General features: G+C 62.7%; 14 protein-coding genes. 9 read left to right on the top strand and 5 right to left on the bottom strand.

The genetic code is table 11. The features are described 5' to 3' along the window. Window positions 1-26 precede the first annotated feature (26 nt). The 5 genes from ACZ5VE_RS12605 to trxC all read left to right on the top strand — a co-directional run bounded on the left by ACZ5VE_RS12605 (window position 27) and on the right by trxC (window position 2,758). Complete coding sequence (locus tag ACZ5VE_RS12605) at window positions 27-1,136, top strand: class I SAM-dependent methyltransferase (protein ID WP_464455501.1); 1,110 nt, start codon at window positions 27-29, stop codon at window positions 1,134-1,136. Window positions 1,137-1,154: 18 nt separating this feature from the next. After that, window positions 1,155-1,349: a DUF2905 domain-containing protein gene (locus tag ACZ5VE_RS12600; RefSeq protein WP_464455500.1), complete on the top strand. Its 195-nt coding sequence runs from the start codon at window positions 1,155-1,157 to the stop codon at window positions 1,347-1,349. A 377-nt stretch (window positions 1,350-1,726) separates the two neighbouring features. Continuing rightward, the gene (locus ACZ5VE_RS12595; RefSeq protein WP_233253626.1) at window positions 1,727-1,942 is read left to right on the top strand and encodes a hypothetical protein; all 216 of its coding nucleotides are present in this window, start codon (window positions 1,727-1,729) and stop codon (window positions 1,940-1,942) included. Window positions 1,943-1,956: 14 nt separating this feature from the next. Further along, window positions 1,957-2,217 (top strand): translation initiation factor IF-1, encoded by a 261-nt coding sequence (infA, locus tag ACZ5VE_RS12590; RefSeq protein WP_019426546.1) that lies wholly within the window; start codon window positions 1,957-1,959, stop codon window positions 2,215-2,217. A 94-nt stretch (window positions 2,218-2,311) separates the two neighbouring features. Further along, a complete protein-coding gene (trxC, locus tag ACZ5VE_RS12585) occupies window positions 2,312-2,758 on the top strand; it encodes a thioredoxin TrxC (RefSeq protein ID WP_464455499.1) in 447 nt (148 codons plus the stop codon). Between the two features lie 153 nt (window positions 2,759-2,911). Here trxC and ACZ5VE_RS12580 read toward each other — a convergent pair whose 3' ends face one another. The 5 genes from ACZ5VE_RS12580 to ACZ5VE_RS12560 form a co-directional block, all read right to left on the bottom strand. Then, window positions 2,912-4,165: a multifunctional CCA addition/repair protein gene (locus ACZ5VE_RS12580; protein WP_464455498.1), complete on the bottom strand. Its 1,254-nt coding sequence runs from the start codon at window positions 4,163-4,165 to the stop codon at window positions 2,912-2,914. Window positions 4,166-4,196: 31 nt separating this feature from the next. Beyond that, the gene (locus ACZ5VE_RS12575) at window positions 4,197-4,880 is read right to left on the bottom strand and encodes a glutathione S-transferase family protein (protein WP_464455497.1); all 684 of its coding nucleotides are present in this window, start codon (window positions 4,878-4,880) and stop codon (window positions 4,197-4,199) included. Between the two features lie 222 nt (window positions 4,881-5,102). Continuing rightward, window positions 5,103-6,062, bottom strand: coding sequence for a complex I NDUFA9 subunit family protein (locus ACZ5VE_RS12570; protein WP_464455496.1), 960 nt, complete (start codon window positions 6,060-6,062; stop codon window positions 5,103-5,105). After that, complete coding sequence (locus ACZ5VE_RS12565) at window positions 6,063-7,148, bottom strand: M14 family metallopeptidase (protein ID WP_464455495.1); 1,086 nt, start codon at window positions 7,146-7,148, stop codon at window positions 6,063-6,065. It abuts the gene before it with no gap. A 21-nt stretch (window positions 7,149-7,169) separates the two neighbouring features. Further along, on the bottom strand, window positions 7,170-8,381 hold the full coding sequence (locus ACZ5VE_RS12560) for a M20 aminoacylase family protein (protein ID WP_464455494.1): 1,212 nt from the start codon (window positions 8,379-8,381) through the stop codon (window positions 7,170-7,172). A 109-nt stretch (window positions 8,382-8,490) separates the two neighbouring features. On the opposite strand from ACZ5VE_RS12560, the gene ACZ5VE_RS12555 reads away from it, so the two are divergent. From ACZ5VE_RS12555 to ACZ5VE_RS12540, 4 genes are all read left to right on the top strand, one after another. After that, complete coding sequence (locus ACZ5VE_RS12555) at window positions 8,491-8,922, top strand: hypothetical protein (RefSeq protein WP_464455493.1); 432 nt, start codon at window positions 8,491-8,493, stop codon at window positions 8,920-8,922. Further along, a complete protein-coding gene (locus ACZ5VE_RS12550) occupies window positions 8,919-9,920 on the top strand; it encodes a CapA family protein (RefSeq protein ID WP_464455492.1) in 1,002 nt (333 codons plus the stop codon). Before ACZ5VE_RS12555 ends, ACZ5VE_RS12550 begins: the two co-directional genes overlap by 4 nt. A gap of 164 nt (window positions 9,921-10,084) precedes the next feature. After that, window positions 10,085-12,169: a molybdopterin-containing oxidoreductase family protein gene (locus tag ACZ5VE_RS12545; RefSeq protein ID WP_464455491.1), complete on the top strand. Its 2,085-nt coding sequence runs from the start codon at window positions 10,085-10,087 to the stop codon at window positions 12,167-12,169. Further along, a complete protein-coding gene (locus ACZ5VE_RS12540) occupies window positions 12,162-12,464 on the top strand; it encodes a polyhydroxyalkanoic acid system family protein (RefSeq protein ID WP_464455490.1) in 303 nt (100 codons plus the stop codon). Before ACZ5VE_RS12545 ends, ACZ5VE_RS12540 begins: the two co-directional genes overlap by 8 nt. Window positions 12,465-12,518: the final 54 nt, after the last annotated feature.

The following is a 12,518-nucleotide window of genomic DNA, read 5'->3' as shown; positions in this document are numbered from 1 at the left end:
TGAACGCCTTCGGCGACAATCACCCCGTGACCACGCCGAACCTCAACCCCGCATCCGAACTGAACCAGCGCATCCACCATGCCATCGCGCAAGCCGGTGGCTGGCTGCCGTTTGACCGTTTCATGGCCATGGCCTTGTACGAGCCGGGCCTGGGTTACTACACCAACGCCCTGCAAAAGTTCGGGGCCATGCCCTCGTCGGGCAGCGATTTCGTGACCGCGCCAGGCATGTCGCCACTTTTTGGCCAGACCGTGGCGGTGCAGGTGCGCGAGGCGCTGCAGGCCACGGGCACCGACGAGGTTTGGGAGTTTGGCGCAGGCACGGGCGCGCTGGCCCTGCAGCTGCTGGACAGCTTGGGCGATGCCCTTGCCCGTTACACCATCATCGATTTGTCTGGCACTTTGCGTGCCCGCCAAGCCGAGACCTTGCTGAAATACGCCGACAAAGTGCGCTGGCAGGGCAGCTGGCCCGACACCATCGAGGGTGTGGTGGTCGGCAACGAGGTGCTGGACGCCATGCCGGTGCAGCTGTTGCAGCGCACAGGGGGCGTCTGGCATGAGCGCGGCGTGGTCAGCGCAGAAGACGGCGAGGGCTTCGCTTGGCAAGACCGACCGACCGACTTGCGGCCCTCAGTCGAGATTGAAGGCGATCACGACTATTTGACCGAAATTCACCCCCAGGCTGAGGCCTTTGTGGCCAGCCTGGCCGAGCGGCTGCTGGCGGGGCGGGGCGGGGCGGCGTTTTTTCTGGATTATGGCTTTCCCGAGGGCGAGTACTTTCACCCTCAGCGCCACATGGGCACGGTCATGTGCCACCAACTGCACCAGGCCGACGACAACCCGCTGCTGGCTGTGGGCCAAAAAGACATCACGGCCCACGTCAACTTCACGGGTGTGGCGCTGGCTGGGCAAAACGCCGGGCTGGACGTCTTGGGTTATGCCAGCCAGGCCTGGTTTTTGTTGAACTTGGGTTTGGCCGAGCGCATGGCCGCTGCCACATTGGCCGAACGCAGCCAGGCCCAGCGCCTGATCAACGAGCATGAAATGGGCGAATTGTTCAAGGTGATCGGGTTCGCCACATCGTCCGGTTGGGCGGCGCAGGGCTTTGCTCGGGGCGACCGGTCACACCGCCTGTAACCGGCAGCTAGGCAAGGCATGTTGCGTTGGCTGATCGTCGTTTTGCTGGCACTGGTCATTTTCAGTGGCCTGCAGCCCTGGCTGCAAAAACTGGGGTTTGGCCGCTTGCCGGGGGATTTTCGCTTCAGCTTGTTCGGGCGAGAGTGGTTTATCCCCATCACCAGCACCTTGCTGTTGAGCATGTTGGCCGCTGCGGTGGCCCGGTGGTTGTGAGTTGGAAAGCTTGCAAAAGCACCAAAACCGTGAACGTGGTACAGTGCGGCACGCCATTGGCGACTTATGCCCATTCGCTCTTTCTGAGCCGATAGCGCATCCCGGCAGAGGGATGCCAGTCTTGTCCTCCACTGTGCACATCGCCCGCCATGCTCATTTCGAGCTGGGCCCAGACGATTTTTTGCTTCCTTTTGACGCACCTCTGCACGGTGATGTTCTGTGGCAGACCCCCGGGTCTGCACATCGGGGGCGTTTTTTGGCAGCAGGACATGCCAAGACCCGTGCCGCCGCATAGCCCCAAAGGGGTCAAAAAAGCGGCCCGACCCCCTTCGTTAAAATACATGACTATTCAATACTGTTCACACCAACCCATCTCCATGGGAAAATTCCGAATTCAACCGTGCTCTAGGGCTTTGCCCAATGGCGCATTTGGCGCGCAAGTGTCCGTGGCCAGTGGCCGCGGCAGCGCCAGCACAGACCGCGTGATGCGTTTTGTGCCCGAATTTGCAACACCTGCCGCCGCCAGCCAATACGCCCTCGATGAAGGCATGTTGTGGGTAGAGCGCCAGACCTCCAAACCGATCCTGCTTTGAGAAAGACGTTTTAAATGGCTAAAGAAGAACTGATTGAACTGATGGGCGTGGTGAACGAAGTTTTGCCCGATACGCGTTTTCGCGTGACGCTGGACAACGGCCACCAATTGATCGCCTATTCCGCTGGCAAGATGCGCAAAAACCACATCCGCATTTTGGCGGGTGACCGTGTGACGCTCGAACTTTCGCCTTATGACCTGAGCAAAGGCCGCATCAGCTTCCGTCACCTGGCTGGTCGTGCCCCAATGGCACCACGCCGTCCACCGGCCCGTTGATTCGGTCCAGTTCCTCCTGTTGACTTGAGTCAACATGCGAGGCTCTTGAATCACCGCGCATGACCCCCACGTGAATTTCAACACAGGGGATTTCATGACGGATTCAGCAGACGCCTTGCACATTGTTTGTCCGCACTGCCACACCACCAACCGGGTGCGTGTGGCGGATATGCGCAATGCACCCGATTGCGGACAATGTCACCAAGCCCTTTTTGACGGCCATCCACTGGCGCTGGACCAAGCCAGCTTTGACAAGCACATTGGCCGCAGCCATGTGCCTGTTTTGGTAGATTTTTGGGCACCTTGGTGCGGCCCGTGCCGCATGATGGCCCCGGCTTACGAGCAGGCCGCTGGCCTTTTGGAGCCCCAAGTGCGGGTGGCCAAACTCAACACCGAAGACGCGCAGGCCATCGCCGCCCGTTTCAACATCCGCAGCATCCCCACTTTGGCCCTGTTTGTCGGCGGCAAGGAAGTCGCTCGTCAGGCGGGGGCTTTCCGCACGGCGCAAGACATTGCTGAATGGACGCGTTCGCACCTTTAAGACTGGCGTGTAGGGCAGAGCTTGCAGCAACTGCGCCTGTTTCATGTGGGAGGCCGCCCCTGCGGCCGAATGCCGAATGTGCGGAGCCGCTGAAACAGTCGATGTCGGTACACCAACATTCGCGAGCAGGGGCTCGCTCCCACAAAGACAGCGTTACAGCGATGCCAGCGCGATGGCTTGGATTCGGGCTTGGGTGATCTGCGCGCCAATTTGTGGACCCTTGAGGCCCTGTGCTGCAGCAGCTTGGGCAATCGGCGCAGTCTCGACGGACAACGCAGCCTGCTGTGCTTGCAGCAAGCGCGCGGCCTGCGGGTAAGCCACCTCTTCAAAGCCCAGCCGCCCCCGCGCATCGCATTCGCACGCTTGCAGCACGAGCGAAAAGCGTTCGGGCTGACGAATGGCATCGCAGCGCTCCAGCAGGCGCATCAGGGCTTCGGCATTGAGCTCGGCGCTGCGGTGGATGTTGCCGTGCTCGCGCGCCACGACTTCGGCCAACTCCTTGCAGTCGGTCGGCACGCGCAGGCGTTCGCACACCTTTTGCAAGAGCTTCACGCTGCGGCCTTCGTGCCCGATGTGGCGGGGCAGTACATCGGTGGGCGTCGTGCCTTTGCCAAGGTCGTGCATCAGGCAGGCCACGCGCACGGGCAGCGGCATATTCAGCCGCGCGCTGGTGTCCATCACCAGCATCATGTGCACGCCCGTATCGATTTCGGGGTGGTATTCGGCCCGCTGCGGCACGCCCCACAGGCGGTCCAGCTCCGGCAGCAAGACTTTGAGCGCGCCGCATTCGCGCAGCACCTCGAACATGCGCGATGGCTTCTCGGCCATCAGGCCTTTGGCCAGTTCTTGCCAGACGCGCTCGGGCACCAGGTGGTCGACTTCGCCGTCTTCGACCATTTGGCGCATCAAGGCCATCGTTTCGTCGGCCACCGTGAAGTCGGCAAAGCGCGCTGCAAAGCGCGCCAGCCGCAGGATGCGGACCGGGTCTTCGGCAAAGGCCCCGGTCACATGGCGCAGCACCTTGGCCTGCAGGTCAGCCTGGCCGCCATAGGGGTCGACGATCTGGTCCATCCAGGCGCTGGTGGGCTCATGCGCCAGTGCCTCGGGCACGGCCAGAGCGTTCACGGTCAGGTCGCGCCGGGCCAGGTCTTCTTCGAGCGTGACGTCGGGTGCGGCCTGCACCGCAAAGCCTTTGTAGCCCCGTGCCGTCTTGCGCTCGGTGCGGGCCAGGGCGTATTCCTCGCGGGTTTTGGGGTGCAGAAAGACCGGAAAGTCCTTGCCCACGGGCACATAGCCCTGCGCGGTCATGACCTCGGGCGTGCTGCCCACCACCACCCAGTCACGGTCGTTGACGGGCAGACCCATCAAGGCATCGCGCACGGCACCGCCGACGACAAAAACCTTCATGCGACAGAACTTTTCATGGTGTTGGCTTTGTTCAGCGCGCAAGCCTGAAGGGCTCTTCAAAGTCGATGAAGTCCTGCTCGGCCAACGCCTCGTCGATCCAGGCCTTCACGCCAGGCAGGGCGCACACGCGGTCCATGTAGGCCTGCACATCGGCAGGCACGGGCAGGGCGTAGGTTTTCAGGCGCATGACCACCGGTGCAAAGTAGGCGTCGGCCACGGTGAAGTGGCCAAACAGCATGGGGCCGCTGTGCTCTTTGAGCAGGCCGCTCCACAGGCTGCAGATGCGTTCCAAATCAGCGCGCACGGCGGGCTTGTCGCGCAAGGCGAGCGCACCGACATCGGGCAAGTGTGCTTCGATGTTCATCGGGCAGGCGCTGCGCAGGCCAGTGAAGCCACTGTGCATTTCGGCGCAGATGCTGCGGGCACGCGCACGGGCAGCGCGGTCTTGCGGCCAGAGCTGTTTGTCGGGGAATTGCTCGGCCACATATTCCGCGATGGCCAAGGTGTCCCACACGGCTAAGCCATCGTGCACCAGCACGGGCACCTTACCCACCGGGTTCACCGCTTTGAGGCTGGCCTTGAAGTTGGATTCGGACGCGAAGCTGTCAAAGCGGACATAGACCTCTTCAAAGTCGATGCCTGCCTGGCGCAGCAGCACCCAAGGTCGCATGGACCATGAAGAGTAATTTTTGTTGCCGATGTAGAGCTGGATCATTTTTTATCTCCCGGTGAAAAAAGAGATGTTAACGGGACTTGGCTCGGGTTCTTTGGCGGGTGCTCTTGCGTGCAGCAGCCACCGCGCAAAGGCATGAGCCATTGACCGTCAACGCTTTGCAGACCTTCGGGTGGTTTTGACATTCGGCCGCAGGGGCGACCTCCCACAGAGACGCAAAGCACGGCGCATTGTGGGAGCGAGCCCCTGCTCGCGAATGCCGGTTCAGCGCCCGGCGCGTTCTCGCCAAATATTCAAGCGGCTGCGTGGCCCGCGGTGGCCCAGATAGCTGGGCGCTACACCCGCTGCAGATACTGCGCTGATGCCCAAGTCGGAAAGAACCGGCAGCTGGCCCGTTGCCACGTTGTCTACCTTCATCGATGCGAGGTTGTCGCGGCTCATCAGCGGTTCGCCCGGGGCCATTTCCATGGCCAGGGCTTGCAGCCAACCCATCCACATCGGCAAGCCGATCACCGGGCGGCCTCGGCCATGGTTCACGCCAGCCCATTGGCCTGCGCGTTGCACCAGTTCGCCCAGCGTCAACACATCCGGGCCACACAACTCATAGGTCTGGCCGATGGTGTCCGGCTTTTGCAGGCAGGCCACCACAGCGCGGGCCACATCGGCCACCCACACCGGCTGAAAGCGCGTGCCACTGCCCGCCAGCGGCATGAAGGGCATCACAGCCTGCAGGTCGGCAAACAGGTTCAGGAATTTGTCTTCGGCACCAAAGACCACACTGGGTCGCAAGACCGTGAGGGCAAGCCTGGCGTTGTGCAACACCGTTTCGCCCCGCGCCTTGCTGCGCTGGTACATCGACGGGCCTTGCGGGTCTGCGCCCAAGGCGCTCACATGCACCAGCCGCTGCACGCCTGCTTGGCGCATGGCATCCGCGATCAGACCGGGCAAGCTGACGTGCACGTGTTCAAAGCGTTCTTCGTTGCCGTGCAGCACGGCCACCAAGTTCACCACCGCATCGTGTCCGGGCATCAGCCGGGCCAGGTCAGCAGCTTGGTGGACCGAAGCTTCGATCACCGTGAGGCCGGGCAGGCTTTGCACGCTGGCCGCGTGGATGGCGCGGCGCGTGGGCACCGTGATCTGCCAGCCCAACCGGGCCAGTTGCTCGCACACATGGCGGCCCACAAAGCCCGTGCCGCCCAGCACCAGAACGCGCGGCTGGCTCATTCAGGTGTTCAGGCCAGTGACAGCCTGTTGCATCGCGTCCATGGCCTGGTCCACGATTTGGGTGCGCCATTCGTTGGTGTCCACATAAAACGCGTCCATCAGGTCTTGCTTGATCTGCTGGCGCAGCGCGGCAGGCGCTTCGGGGTGCTGGTGCAGCCAGTGGTCGCCACGCAAGGCGTACATGACTTTGTCCGGTGGCTGTGTGCCGTATTCCATGGCGATGCCGGTGTATTCGGCCTGTGGACACTCTTGGTAGGCCGACATCCACATCAGCCCTGTCAGCATGGGGGAGCTGGAGGAGCCATCGTAAATCGAGGTGATGCCCTGGCCCCACCAGGCTTTGGCGCGGGTGTAGGCGGCCGCATCGTCGGCACAGGCAAAAATGCGCTCGCCCACACCGCTCGGGCCCAAGCCTGTGTGCAGATCGATCCAGGCCAGCTTTTTGCACGCCTGGCCGTATTTCTGCAGCACCTTGCGCAAAGTGAGATTGCTCCAGGTGGGGGCTTGTCCTCCAAAGAACAGACCGTTCGGAAATTCGTGCTGGCCTTTGGAGATGGCCGCCTGAAAGGCTTTCATCCCGCGTTCGGCGATGTATTGGGCCGTTGCGGCTGCGTTGGCCGCATCAGGTGGCCAGACTTCGGGCAGCAAGATGGGTTGAATCTCGCGGTAGGCCGAGTTGTCTGGCAGGGCCTGGCTGAAGTCCTGAAAGTTGCGGTTGATGTCCACGTTTTCGTGGGTCACGCGCCGCACATGCGAGAACCCGTGCGGGTTGAGCGCGTGGATGTAGAGCACCGCCACGCCTTGCGCTTTGGCGGCTGCGCGCCAAGCGGTGTTTTTCAGGGCATGGATTTGCACGCCCGAGCCGCAATAGCCTTCTACCCCGTGGCAGGCGCTGCTGATGACCAGCAGGCGCTGGGCATCGGGCGCGCCATCGAACACCACGTCCATGGCGAGTTCTTCGCCGTCCCGGCCTTTGAGGGGGTGAATGTTCGAGTCAACCGTCAGACCCGCTGCCTGTGCGGCACTCAGGAATTTTTGACGGGCTTGCGCATAGCTTTTGGAAAAGCCGCTTTGGATATCGGTCATGGCAACTCCTGGGCGTGGCTGTTATTTGGCTTGCGTGGGATTGGCCAGCCACTGTGTGGCGAGTTCCACCCAATAAGTGCCGCCCAGCGGGATCAGGTCGTCGTTGAAGTCGTAGCTCGGGTTGTGCAGCGTGCAGGGGCCGCCGCCGTGGCCCATTTCGCGGTGCGCGCCATCGCCGTTGCTGATGAACACGTAAGCGCCGGGTTTGGCTTGCAGCATGTACGAGAAGTCTTCCGCGCCCATGGTGGGTTCCTGGTCGATCACATGCTCTGCCCCCACGATGCCCGACATGACTTGCCGTGCAAAGTCGGCTTCGGCAGCGCTGTTGATGGTGGGCGGGTAGTTGCGCTCGAACGCGAATTCGCATTTCGCATCAAAAGCCGCGCAAATCGATTCGGCCACCTGCTTCATGCGGGTCTCGATCAGGTCGAGCACCTCGATGCTGAAGGTGCGCACTGTGCCTTGCAGTTCGCACGAGTCGGGCACCACGTTGGTGGCTTCGCCCGCGTGGATCATGGTGACCGAGATCACGCCTGCGTCCACCGGCTTCTTGTTGCGGGTGATGATGGTCTGGAAGCCCTGCACCATCTGGCAGGCGATCGGCACCGGATCGATGCCGTTGTGGGGCAGCGCAGCGTGGCTGCCTTTGCCCCGGATGGTGATCTTGAACTCGTTGCTGGACGCCATGACCGGGCCTGCGCTCACGGCGAAGGTGCCCACGGCCGCGCCGGGCCAGTTGTGCATGCCGAAAACAGCCTGCATCGGGAACTTGTCGAACAGGCCGTCCTTGATCATCTCGCGGGCACCGCCGCCGCCTTCTTCGGCAGGCTGGAAGATCAAATACACCGTGCCGTCAAAGTCGCGGTGCTTGGCAAAGTGTTTGGCGGCTGCCAGCAGCATGGCCGTGTGGCCGTCGTGGCCGCAGGCGTGCATCTTGCCTTGGTGCTTGCTGGCGTGGGCGAAGGTGTTGAATTCCTGCATCGGCAAGGCATCGATGTCAGCCCGCAAACCAATGCCGCGCCCGCAAGCGCCGCCGTCATGCCCGTGCACGATGCCGACCACACCCGTGGTGCCCATGCCGCGGTGGATGGGAATGCCCCAGTCGGTCAGTTGCTGGGCCACCACGTCGGCCGTGCGCACTTCTTGAAAGCACAGCTCGGGGTGGGCGTGGATGTCTTTGCGAATGGCCGCGATGCTGGCCGCGTCGGTGAGGATGGAATCGAGGATTTTCATGAATACAGTCTAGCGGGACTTGCAGACCTTTGCCAAGCCGTTGCCCCAAATGACCCGACTGTCACCTTGGCGGCTGGTTCAGCGTGCAAAATCGGGCACACATTGATTCATGACCCGTATGCGTAATTCAACGATTCCCAGGCTTTGGCGTGCTGTGGTGAGTGCCTTGGGGGCGCTCTTTTGTGTGGGTGTGGCGGCTGCCGCGCCCCAACTCACTTGCCAGGTGAGCTATGCCGGAACCACGCACACCGCGGTGGCCCGCCCGGTGGCCGACCCCTATCCTGTGCCCTCTGTGGACATTGGGGGGCGCTTCTGGTTCAAAGCAGTCATGGTGGGCGATGCCGTCCACGTGAACCGCATCTTGCTGTACGCCTACCAGGACGCCCAGCCCCACCCGGTCTTGGTGCATCAAGCCAAATACCTGCCGCCTTACCCCCGCACTTCGCAGCCGTGGGCCATCACGGGGCAGCAGCATGTGTATGCCGGGCCCCTGGAGCGGGAGTTGATTTACAGCTGCACCCTGGAGGGGTTGACGCCATGAAGAAGTTGTTTGGGCTGTGGGTCGCCGTGTGCTTGAGCGGGCCTGTGTTGGCCCAGTCGGTGCCCGCCTTGGACAAGCCCGTGAGCTTGGTGTTCGCGGGGGACACGGTGCTGGACGACGACCCTGGTGCCTTGATCGCGCGTGGCGGTGACCCATTTGCCCACTTTGCGGCGGTGTTTGCCGCTGCCGACATCCGCATCGCCAATCTGGAATGCGTGGTGGCCACAGGCGGCAGTGCGGGCGACAAAAACTTCACTTTCCGGGCGCATCCACGTGTCTTGCCGGTGCTCAAGACCCATTTCGACGCGGTGGCGCTGGCCAACAACCATTCGGGCGATTTTGGCCGCCAGGCCTTTGCCGAAATGCTGGGTTTGCTCAAACAAACGGGTTTGGACAAGCTGGGCGGCGGGCGCAATTTGTCGGAAGCCCATGTGCCTTGGGTGGTGGAGCGCAACGGTTTGCGGATCGCGTTCCTGAGCTACAACGAATTCATGCCCCGCAGTTTTGAGGCCGACCACGATGCCCCCGGCGTCGCGTGGAGCGAAGACGAGCAAGTGGTGGACGACATCCGCCATGCGCGTCAGGTGCACCGCGCGGATCTGGTGATTCCCATCATGCATTGGGGCTGGGAAAACGAGTTGGTGGCCAATGCCCGCCAGCGGCAACTGGCCCGCTTGATGGTCGAGGCCGGGGCCGATGCGGTGATCGGCGGCCATCCGCACGTCACGCAGGACATCGAGCACATCCACGGCAAACCCGTGATTTACAGCGTGGGCAATTTCGTGATGAAAGAAACCGACAACGCCAACCAGCGCCGAGGCTGGGTGCTGCGCCTGGAGCTGGACAAGCGCGGTGTGCGGGCTTTTGACACCCGGGTGGCCCAAATCCGCATGGACGGTGTGCCCGAACGCGATGACCGCGCCGCCAGCCCCTGCTGGCAGCGGGGCGACGCGGCGGTGGGGCAGTGCGTGGCCGGGCAGCGGGTGCCGTCTCGATGAAAAGGTGACGGTTCACTCTTGTGGGAGCGAGCCCCTGCTCGCGAATGAGTGCAGGGCCAGTTCTCGCATTCGGCCGCAGGGGCAGCCTCCCACATCCATTGACCGCTCACAAATGGCCGGCCTGCGCGACAATCTGCTTTTGACATGCTGCTTGCCATCGACCCATGAACGACACCCCTGCCACCGTGGTGCGCGGCGCTTGCCCGCACGATTGCCCTGACACCTGCGCCCTGTTGACCACGGTCGAGAATGGCCGCGCCACCAAAGTGCAGGGCAATCCGGCCCATCCCATGACCGATGGGGTGTTGTGCACCAAGGTCTCGCGCTACGCCGAGCGCACCTACCACCCCGATCGCTTGCTGCAGCCCTTGCGGCGTGTCGGCCCCAAGGGTTCGGGCCAGTTTGAACCCGTGGGCTGGGACGAAGCGCTGGACGCCATTGCTGAGCGCCTGAAAAGCATTGCCGCACGCAACCCCCAGGCCATCCTGCCCTACAGCTATGCGGGCACCATGGGCCTGGTGCAAAGCGAATCAATTGCAGCCCGGTTTTTCCACCAAATGGGTGCATCGCTGCTGGACCGCACGATTTGCGCCTCGGCTGGGGCCGAAGCGCTGACGCAGACCTTGGGCAACAAGGTGGGCATGAAGGTCGAGTTTTTTACCGAATCCAAGCTCATCGTCATTTGGGGCAGCAACTCGATTGGCAGCAACCTGCATTTCTGGCGCATCGCCCAGACGGCCAAGCGCGAGGGTGCCAAGCTGGTGTGCATCGACCCCCGGCGCAGCGAAACGGCCGAAAAATGCCACGAACACATCGCCCTGCGCCCCGGCACCGATGCTGCGCTGGCGCTGGCCTTGATGCACGAATTGATCGTCAATGGCTGGCTGGACCAAGACTACATCGACCGCTACACGCTGGGCTGGGACGCTCTGAAAGCGCGTGCTTTGCAATGGACGCCGGAGCGTGCGGCTGACGTGTGCGGCGTGCCAGTTAAGCAGATCAAGCAACTGGCCCGCGACTGGGGCACCACCCAGCCTGCCGCCATCCGGCTGAATTACGGCATGCAGCGCGTGCGCGGCGGTGGCAACGCGGTGCGTGCGATTGCGTGTTTGCCTGCGCTCACCGGGGCCTGGCGGCACCGGGCGGGTGGCTTGTTGCTCAGCAGTTCGGGGCATTTCCCGGTGCGGCGCGCGGCTTTGCAGCGGCCCGATTTGCTGGGCGACAGACGCCCGCGCACGGTCAACATGGCCACCATTGGCGACGACTTGTTGCGCCCGGCATCGCCTGCATTCGGCCCCCAAATTGAAGCCTTGATCGTCTACAACAGCAACCCGGTGGCCATCGCGCCCGAGTCGGGCAAGGTGGTGCAAGGCTTTGGCCGCGAAGACTTGTTCACGGTGGTGCTGGAGCATTTTCAGACCGACACGGCCGACTACGCCGACTTCATCCTGCCTGCCACCACGCAGCTGGAGCACTGGGATATCCACACCAGCTACGGCCACACCGACGTGCTGCTGAACCGGCCCGCCATTGCGCCCGTGGGCGGTGCGCGCACCAACACTGATATCTTCCGGGCGCTGGCCGCACGCATGGGTTTTGACGACCCCTGTTTTACCGAGACCGACGAAAGCCTGTGCCGCAGCGCCATCGGTGACGAGAAAGATTTTGAGCAGCTGCTGGCGCATGGCTTTGCCTCGCTGCCGCTGCCCGATGCGCCGTTTGCGCAAGGCGGCTTCCCCTCGCCATCAGGCCGCTGCGAGTTTTTCAGCCAGCGCCTGGCCGACCAAGGCCTGGACGGTTTGCCCGACCATTTGCCCAATTACGAGCTGGCCGCGCCCGGTGGCCGCTACCCGCTGGCCATGATCTCGCCGCCTGCACGTAACTTTTTGAACTCGACCTTTGTCAACGTGCAAAGCCTGCGCGACATCGAAGCCGAGCCGGTGCTGGAAATGCACCCGCAAGATGCTGTGGCACGGGGCATTGCCGATGGCGCGGTGGTGCGGGTGTTCAATGACCGGGGCACCTACCACTGCAAAGCGCGGGTGAATCAACGCGCACGCCCCGGTGTGGTCAATGGGCTGGGCATTTGGTGGCGCAAGCTGGGCTTGAACGGCACCAACGTGAACGAGCTGACCAGCCAGCACCTGACCGATCTGGGCCGTGCGCCCGTGTTTTACGACTGCTTGGTGGAGGTGGCCTTGGATGCCGAATTCACCGTCCGGCAAGCCCAGAAAGAGCCCCATGCCTGAACTGAAAATTGAACGCCAACACACTTTGGGGCTGGCCGGGGCACGCGTTGTGGCCGAACGCTGGCGCGAGCAGGCCGAGCAGGAGTGGGGCATGGCTTGCGAATGCGAGCCGGGTGAGGCGACCGATCGCATGCGCTTTGACCGCAGTGGTGTGAGCGGTGAACTGACGGTGACCGAGACACGCTTTGACCTGCAGCTGAAACTGGGATTTTTGCTGGGTGCCTACAGCGGCAAGATCGAAGAAAAAATCCGGGCCAACTTGAACGAGTTGTTGGGGCCTGAGCCTTTGGTCTGATTCGGCGCTCTCTGATTTTCCTGTAGTAGCCAGCCTGCTGGCGATGAGGGTTGG

The sequence above is a fragment of the Limnohabitans sp. INBF003 genome, from assembly GCF_055396645.1.
The sequence above is the reverse complement of the archived record's forward strand: the minus strand, read 5'-3'. Positions and strand labels throughout refer to the sequence as shown.

Coding starts and splice junctions, on each gene's coding strand:
- ACZ5VE_RS12600 (WP_464455500.1), top strand. CDS start 1,155: ATGTTGCGTTGGCTGATCGTCGTTTTGCTGGCACTGGTCATTTTCAGT.
- ACZ5VE_RS12595 (WP_233253626.1), top strand. CDS start 1,727: ATGGGAAAATTCCGAATTCAACCGTGCTCTAGGGCTTTGCCCAATGGC.
- infA (WP_019426546.1), top strand. CDS start 1,957: ATGGCTAAAGAAGAACTGATTGAACTGATGGGCGTGGTGAACGAAGTT.
- trxC (WP_464455499.1), top strand. CDS start 2,312: ATGACGGATTCAGCAGACGCCTTGCACATTGTTTGTCCGCACTGCCAC.
- ACZ5VE_RS12580 (WP_464455498.1), bottom strand. CDS start 4,165: ATGAAGGTTTTTGTCGTCGGCGGTGCCGTGCGCGATGCCTTGATGGGT.
- ACZ5VE_RS12575 (WP_464455497.1), bottom strand. CDS start 4,880: ATGATCCAGCTCTACATCGGCAACAAAAATTACTCTTCATGGTCCATG.
- ACZ5VE_RS12570 (WP_464455496.1), bottom strand. CDS start 6,062: ATGAGCCAGCCGCGCGTTCTGGTGCTGGGCGGCACGGGCTTTGTGGGC.
- ACZ5VE_RS12565 (WP_464455495.1), bottom strand. CDS start 7,148: ATGACCGATATCCAAAGCGGCTTTTCCAAAAGCTATGCGCAAGCCCGT.
- ACZ5VE_RS12560 (WP_464455494.1), bottom strand. CDS start 8,381: ATGAAAATCCTCGATTCCATCCTCACCGACGCGGCCAGCATCGCGGCC.
- ACZ5VE_RS12555 (WP_464455493.1), top strand. CDS start 8,491: ATGACCCGTATGCGTAATTCAACGATTCCCAGGCTTTGGCGTGCTGTG.
- ACZ5VE_RS12550 (WP_464455492.1), top strand. CDS start 8,919: ATGAAGAAGTTGTTTGGGCTGTGGGTCGCCGTGTGCTTGAGCGGGCCT.
- ACZ5VE_RS12545 (WP_464455491.1), top strand. CDS start 10,085: ATGAACGACACCCCTGCCACCGTGGTGCGCGGCGCTTGCCCGCACGAT.
- ACZ5VE_RS12540 (WP_464455490.1), top strand. CDS start 12,162: ATGCCTGAACTGAAAATTGAACGCCAACACACTTTGGGGCTGGCCGGG.